The organism is Pantoea sp. Ap-967 (genome assembly GCF_011752565.1).
In the GTDB taxonomy this organism is placed as follows: Bacteria; Pseudomonadota; Gammaproteobacteria; order Pseudomonadales; family Pseudomonadaceae; genus Aquipseudomonas.
Genome location: NZ_VWXK01000060.1, coordinates 1 through 8,110, shown reverse-complemented (window position 1 = coordinate 8,110; position 8,110 = coordinate 1). Strand labels below are relative to the sequence as shown.

Below are 8,110 nucleotides of genomic sequence, written 5' to 3'. Positions count from 1 at the left end.
AATGGCGCCGCCACGCCGCTGCAGCGCTGGGCCAGGGCCAGCGAGGCGTGCTCATGGGCCAGCAGCGCGCTCAGGCGCTGGTGGGTGGCATGGGCAGCGTCGCGCAGGCTGACGCCCGCCAGGTCGATGCGCAGCGGCAGGGTGTTGATGAACATGCCCAGCGCCCGCTCGGCGCCTTCGCCGCCCTGCAAGCGGCCCAGCAGCACGGTGCCGAACACCACCCGGTCCTGGCCGCTGGCCGCACTCAGCAGCCGCGCCCAGGCCAGGTGGAACAGGCTGGCGACGCTGATGCCCAGTTGCCGGCCTTGCTGGCGCAGGCGCAGGGCCAAGTCGTGGTGCAGCCACAGTTGGGCCTCTTCGATATCCCGGCCATCGCCCTGTACGTCGCTCAAGCCGTACGGCAGGGTTGGCTCGTCGATATCGGCCAACTGAGTGCGGAAGAACGCCTCGTGTTCGGCCTGGCTGATGCCCAGTCGCGCCTGGGCCACATAGTTGCGGTAAGGCACTGGGGCGTGGACGGGCTCGGCGTTGCCTTGCAGGTAACCGATCAGCTCCTCGGCCACCACCTCCATGGCGGTGTGGTCGAGGACGATGTGGTGGAACTGCAGGGTGGCTTCGAGGGGGCCTGCGGTGTCGTCATGCACGAGGCGGATCAGGGGGGCTTGGTTCAGGTTGAAATCAGCGATATGGCCTTCGCGGGGCGAGCCCGCTCCTACAGGGATCAGCGACAGGGGGGCTTGGCGCCAGACCACTTGCACCGGTTGTGGCAGGCCTTGCCAGAGCACGGCGGTGCGCAGCACGTCGTGGCGGGCGATGACCTGGTCCAGGGCGGCGGCGAACTGGGCCAGGTGGTCGCGGCTGGCGAAGCTCAAGCGCGACTGCAGCACATACGGGTCATGCCCGGCAGCGCTCACGTGGTGGTAGAGAATGCCCTCCTGCAGTGGTGCCAGGGGGTAGATGTCTTGCACGTTGGCGGCGCCGCCCGGCACCTGGGCGACGATGCGGTCGATGGCGCCCTGCTCCAGCGCCACCAGCGGCAACATGGCTGGGGTGATGTGCTGGCAACCGTCGGGGATCAGGTTGGCCGGCACCTCGACCGTACGCGCCTGGCCCAAGGTCGCGGCCAGGGCAGCAATGGTCGGTTGGCCGAACAGCGTACGCACATCGACCTGCAGGCCCTCGCGGCGCAAGCGCGCCGTCAGGTTTACCGCCAGCAGCGAGTGGCCGCCCAGCTCGAAGAAGTTGTCGTGACGCCCTACCCGCGCCACGCCCAGCATCTGCGCCCAAACCTGTGCCAGGGCCATTTCCACGGCCCCTTGCGGCGCGGCGTAGGCGTGGCCGCTGAGCAGCGCAGGGTCCGGGTCCGGCAAGGCCTTGCGGTCCAACTTGCCATGGCTGGTCAGCGGTAACGCCGCCAGGCGGGTGAACGCCAGCGGCACCAGGTGCGCCGGCAGGCTGGCTTGCAGGGCTTCGCGCAGGTGTTCGGCCGCCACCGGGGCCGCTTCGGTGAACCAGGCCAGCAGGCGTTCGCCGCGCACCAGCACCACCGCATCGGCCACCCCTGGCTGGGCGGCCAGCACGGCTTCGATCTCACCCAGCTCGACGCGCACGCCACGGATTTTCACCTGGTCATCGTTGCGGCCCAGGTAGTCGAGGGTGCCGTCGGCATTCCAGCGCACCAGGTCGCCACTGCGGTACATGCGCCCGCCGGCGTTGAACGGGTCGTCGAGGAAGCGCTCTGCAGTCAGTTCAGGGCGGTTCAGGTAACCCCGGGCGACACCGGCCCCACCAATGTACAGTTCACCGACCGCGCCCACCGGCAACGGCTGGCGGTGCGGGTCGAGCACGTAGACGCGGGTGTTGGCGATCGGCTTGCCAATGTGCAGCTCGCCAGCCGGCTGCAAATGCCCGGAGGTGGCGACCACGGTGGTTTCCGTGGGGCCATAGTTGTTGACCAAGGCAAAGCCTGGGTCGCGGTCGAACTGGCGCAGGCGGTCGCCACCGACCAGCAGCGTGCGCAGGGTCGGGTGCTGACGCTCGCGGCGCAGGGCCTGCTCGGCCACCGGGGTGGGCAGGAAGCTGACCTGCAGCGGCTGCTCCAGCCACCAATCGAGCAGTTCGTCGACGTGCTCGCCGGCGATGTGCGCCGGTGGCAGGTGCAACACTGCCCCGGCGCACAACGCTGGCCAGGTTTCCCAGGCCATGGCGTCGAAACCAAAACCGGCGACGCTGCTGGTGTGGCTGCCGGCGCCCAAGGCAAACGCTGCGCAGTGCCAGTGCACCAGGTTGGCCAGGGTGTGGTGTTCGACCATCACGCCCTTCGGTTGGCCGGTGGAGCCGGAGGTGTAGATCACGTAGGCCAGCTGGCGCGCGTCCAGGCCAGCCAGCTGCGGGTTGCCATCCGCGCTGGCCTGCCACGGGTCGCGATCCAGGGTGACTCGCGGTGTGTCGCCGACCAGGGCCTGGGTGCGGGTATCGGCCAGCACCAACGCTGGCGCGCTGTCGGCCAACAGGTAGGCGATGCGCTCGGCCGGGTAGGCTGGGTCCACCGGCACATAGGCAGCGCCGGCCTTGAGCACTGCGAGCAAGGCCACTACGCGCTCCATGCCCCGCGCCAGGCACACGGCCACCCGGTCGCCAACCTGCACGCCGCGGGCGATCAGGTGGTGGGCCAGGCAGTTGGCGCTGCGGTTGAGTTCGCCATAGCTCAGCACCTGGCCCTCCTGCACCAGCGCCGCCGCTTGCGGTGCGCTGGCGGCCTGGGCTTCGACCAGGGCATGCACGGTCTGCCCTTGTGGGTAGTCGCGGTGCGTGAGGTTGAAGGCTTCCAGTACGTGCTGGCGGGCAGGCTCATCAAGAATCGACAAGGCCTCCACCGGCGTTGCTTCGCCCTGCTCCAGCGCCTGGCACAGCTGGGCCAGGGCCTGGGCCATCCACTGCGCCACCGCTTCGCCGCCCAGACCCTGCTGGGCCAGTACACTCAAGGTGAAGCCTTCGCCCAGGTCATCGACGCTCAGGGTCAGCGGGTAGTTGCTGCGCTCCTCGCCGCCCAGCAGGCGCACGCCTTGTACGCTGGCATCCTGCGCAGCCGGTGTGCCGGCGCTGCTGTGGCGGTAGTTGAACAAGGCACTGAACAGCGGCAACGAGGCGGCCACGCCACTGCAGCGTTGGGCCAGGGCCAGCGAGGCATGCTCGTGGCCAAGCAGTGCCGAAAGCCGCTGGTGGGTGGCGCGCACGGCTTGCTGCACGGGGGCTGCCAGGTCGATGCGCAGGGGCAAGGTGTTGATGAACACGCCCAGTGCGCGGTCGGCGCCCTCGCCGCCCTGCAGGCGGCCCATCAGCACGGTGCCGAAGACCACGTCGCTGCGGTTGGCCAGCACCCCCAGCACGCGCGCCCAGGCCAGGTGCGCCAGGCTCGCGGCGCTGACGCCCAGGCGCCGGGCCTGGTCGCGCAGCTGGCGGGCCACGCCGGGGTCCAGCGCCAAGCGTGCCTCCTCGATCGCCCGGCCATCGCCCTGCACATCTGCCAGGCCAAACGGCAGGGTCGGCTCGTCAAGGTCGCCCAGCATGTCGCGGAAGAAGGCTTCGTGGCCGGCGTCATCGGCGCCCAGGCGCGCCTGGGCAACATAGGTGCGGTACGGCGCAGGCACTGCCAGCTGCTCAGCGTGGCCTGCGAGGATCGCCTGCATTTCACCGGCGATCACTTCCATGGCCGTGTGGTCCAGGGCCAGGTGGTGGAACTGCAGGATCGCCACCACGCGCTGATTGGCCGGGTCTTCGGCGTACATCAACCGCATCAGGGGTGCCTGGGTGAGGTCCAGGCGCTGATGGCGGGCATCGAAGCGTGCCTGCAAGGCGTCGATCAGCGCATCACCGCGCAGGTCGGTAACGGCCGTCACGGCCATGCGCGCCTGGCGCCACACCACCTGCACCGGTTGCTCCAGGCCCTCGCTGAGCACGGCGGTGCGCAGGATGTCATGGCGGTCGATGACCTGCTGCAAGGCCCCGGCCCAGGCCTGCAGCCGGGCAAGGCTGTCGAACGCCAGGCGTGACTGCAGCAGGTACGGGTCGCCCTGTTCAGCGCTCAGGTGGTGATAGAGGATGCCCTCCTGCAGCGGTGCCAGCGGGTAGATTTCCTGCACGTTGGCACCGCCGCCGGGCACGCAGGCGACGATGCGATCGAGGGTGGCCTGGTCGAGGTCGATCAGGCTGAGCATCGCCGGGGTGATCTGCCGGGCGCCATGGGGCACGCGGTTTTCCGGCACCTGCACTTCACGGCCACTGCCCACGGCCGCGGCCAGGGCGGCCAGGGTCGGCTGGGCGAACAGCACTCGCACATCGGCACTCAGGCCGGCCTTGCGCATGCGCTCGATCAAGGTGACCGCCAGCAGCGAATGGCCCCCCAGTTCGAAGAAGTGGTCGTGGCGCCCCACCTGCTCGACCTTGAGCAGGTCGGCCCAGATCGCCGCCAGGGTGGATTCCACTTCGCCCTGCGGCGCTTCGAAGGCGCGGCTCAGCAGCGCATCGCTGCCCGGCTGCGGCAAGGCGCGGCGGTCGAGCTTGCCGTTGGCGTTCAGCGGCAAGGCCGGCAGCAGCACATAGGCGGCCGGCAGCATGTAGTCCGGCAACCGGCCTTGCAGCTGGGCGTGCACATCGGTGATGGCCGGGGCTTGCCCGCAAGCGGTGAAATAGGCGACCAGGCGCTTGTCGCCGGGTGCGTCTTCACGCAGCAGCACCGCGGCATCGCCTACGCCTGCGCATTCACCCAGCGCCGCCTCGATCTCACCCAGTTCGATGCGGAAGCCGCGCAGCTTGATTTGTTGGTCGGCCCGGCCCAGGTAACGCAAGGTGCCGTCGGCCTGCCAGCAGACCAGGTCGCCGCTGCGGTACATGCGCGCGCCGGGTTGGGGGTTGAACGGGTCATCGAGGAAGCGCTCGGCCGCCAGCGCGGGCTGGCCCAGATAGCCCAGGGCAACGCCGTCGCCGCCGATGTACAGCTCGCCAACGGCGCCGACCGGCAGGGGTTGCTGGCGGGCATCGAGCACGTAGCAACGGGCATTGCCGATGGGCTTGCCGATCGGGATGCTGCCCTCGCCCACTGCGAGGATTTCGTGGGTGGTGCTGAAGGTGGTGGCTTCGGTCGGGCCGTAGCCATTGAGCAGGTGCGCCGGGGCGCCATCGCGCAGCACGCGGGCGATCACCGCGGGGTCCAGCACATCGCCACCCACCATCAGGTAGCGCAGCTTGGCGAAGGCCGGCAGCAAGTCTGCGGCGAACTGATGGAACAGGCCGGCGGTCAGCCACAGCACACTCACGCGCTGCTGCAGCAAGGTGTCGCGCAAGGCCTCACGCGACAGCACGTGCTGCTGGTCGATCACCACCACGCTGGCGCCGTTGAGCAGCGGCGCCCACACCTCCAGGGTACTGGCATCGAAGGCCGGGTTGGAGGCAAAGGCTACCCGGTCCTGGCTGGTGAAATCGGCGAAGCCGTTGTTGACCACCAAGCGCACGATGGCCCGGTGCGGCACCTCCACGCCTTTCGGGGTGCCGGTGGAACCGGAGGTGTACATGATGTACGCCGCGTCTTGCCCATCCACGGCCAGGCCTGGGGCGTGGCTCGGGCAGCCGGCGAGGTCGAGGCGGTCGAGGTCCACGCGCAGCGCCTGGCCGGCCGGCGGCTCGCTAGTCAAGGCCAGCAGCACGCGGGCCTGGCTGTCGGCAAGCATGAACGCCAGGCGCTCGGCCGGTGCATTGCTGTCCAGGGGGACATACACCGCCGCGCACTTGCTGACGGCCAGCTGCGCCGCCAGCAGGTCGAAGCTGCGCGGCAGCAGCAGCGCGATACGCTCGCCTGGCTGCACGCCCAGGGCCAACAGGTGATGGGCCAGGCGGTTGGCATGTTGGTCGAGCGCGGCGTAGGAGTAAGCCTGCTCGCCGTGGACCACGGCCACGGCATCCGGGCTCAGCGCCGCGTAGGCACCGAACAGCGTATGCACGGCATGGGCCTGGGGGTAGTCGCGGCGGGTGGCGTTGAAGCCGTGCAGCACTCGCTCCCGTTCGGCGGGTGCCAGGCAGCTCAGCTGCTGCAAGGCCGTGGCCGGTGCCTGCTGCAGGGCCTGGGCCAGCTGCGCCAGAGCCGTGGCCAGCAAGCGGCACACGTGGGCGCCGTCCACTTCGGCCACGGCCTGAACGGTCAGCACCAGCCCGTCGCCCAGGTCATCGACGTTCACCACCAGCGGGTAGTGGCTGCGTTCGTGGGCGGCCAGTTGCTCGATGCCCTGCCAGGCCTCGCGCAGCTCGGCCCTGGCCGGTGCGCTGTGACGGAAGTTGAGCAGGCTGGTGAACAGCGGCTGAGTCGCTGGCACGCCGCTGCAACGCTGGGCTTCGGCCAGCGAGGCCTGTTCGTGGGCAAGCAAGCGGGCCAGGCGTTGGTGGGTCAGGCGCACGCCTTCGGCCACGCCCAAGGTGCCGACGCTGACGCGCAGGGGCAAGGTGTTGATGAACATGCCCAGCGCCCGCTCGGCGCCTTCGCCACCTTGCAGGCGGCCCAGCAGCACGGTGCCGAACACCACCTCGTCGCGGCCAGACAACTGCGCCAGAACTTGGCCCCAGGCCTGGTGCACCAGGCTGGCGACACTGATGCCCAATTGGCGCGCCTGCACCCGCAGTTGGGTCGAGAGGCCAGCATCCAGCGCCTGGCGGCTGTCGAGCACGGGGCGGCCAGCACTGTGCGCTTCGCGCAGGCCGAACACTTCGGTGGGGGCGTCGATATCGCCCAGCAGTTCGTGGAACAGCGCTTGCTCGGCCTGGCGGTTGCCGGCCAGGCGCGACTGGGCCACGTAGTTGCGGTACGGCACGCTGGCGTCGGCCAGCGCCTGCCCTCGCAGCACGGCGGTGATTTCCGCAACCAGCTGCTCGACGGCGGCATGGTCGAGGATGATGTGGTGAATGTACAGGGTCGCTTCCAGGCGGCCGTTGGTTTCAGTGGGCAGCAGGCGGATCAACGGGGCCTGGGCGAGGTTCAGCGCTTCGCGGGCCAGCGCGCTGCCACCTTGGGCCGGCATTGCCGGTGGGACATTGCGCGACACCACCTGGACCGGCTCTTCAAGGTTCTGCCAGTGGATGCTGGTGCGCAGGATGTCGTGGCGGGCGATGACGTGGTCAAGGGCTGCGGCGAACGCGGCCAGGGTGGCCGGGTCGGGGAAGGCGAAACGGGCTTGCAGCACGTAAGGGTCGGCCCCTTCGCTGGCCAGGTGGTGGTAGAGGATGCCTTGCTGCAGCGGGGCCAGGCCGTAGATGTCCTGGACATTGCCTGCGCCGCCGGGGATTTGCGCCAGCAGTGCATCGAGCGAGGCCTGGGACAACTGCGCCAGCGGCAGCATGCCTGGGGTGATGCGGGTGCAATCCGCCGGGATGCGGTTGGCCGGCACCTGCACGCGGGTTTCGACGCCCACTGCCGATGCCAGCGCAGCCAGGGTTGGCTGGCCGAACAGCACGCGGATATCGGCATGCAGGCCTTGCTGGCGCAGGCGGGAGGTGAGGGTCACGGCCAGGAGCGAGTGGCCGCCCAGTTCGAAGAAATTGTCGTGGCGCCCTACCCGTTCCAGGTTCAGCAGTTCGCACCAGAGTGCGGCCAGCAGGGTTTCGGTTTCCCCTTGTGGGGCTTCGTAGGGGCGCTCCTCAATGGCGTCGGGTTCTGGCAGGGCCTTGCGGTCGAGCTTGCCGTTGGGGCTTAGCGGCAAGGCTTCGAGATGGATGAACAGCGCTGGCACCATGAATTCCGGCAGGTGCGCGAGCAGTGCCGTGCGCAGGGTTTCCGTGGTTTGTGGCTCGCCGGTGTAATAGGCAACCAGGCGTTGTTCGCGGGCGATCACCACAGCTTCCTTGATGCCCGCGATGGCGGTGAGGCCTGCCTGGATTTCGCCCAGCTCGATGCGCAGGCCGCGCAGTTTTACCTGGTCGTCGTTGCGGCCCAGGTATTCGAGGTTGCCGTCGGCGCGGTGGCGGGCCAGGTCACCGGTGCGGTACAGGCGCCCACCTGGGGCGAACGGGTCGTCGAGGAAGCGTTCGGCGGTGAGCTCGGCGCGGTTGAGGTAGCCACGGGCGACCT

At 69.4% G+C, this 8,110-nt stretch carries 1 protein-coding gene; it reads right to left on the bottom strand.

The genetic code is table 11. From position 1 onward, the window contains the following. A partial coding sequence (locus F3J45_RS29380) for a non-ribosomal peptide synthetase (protein WP_167070853.1) occupies positions 1-8,110 on the bottom strand: 8,110 nt, incomplete at both ends.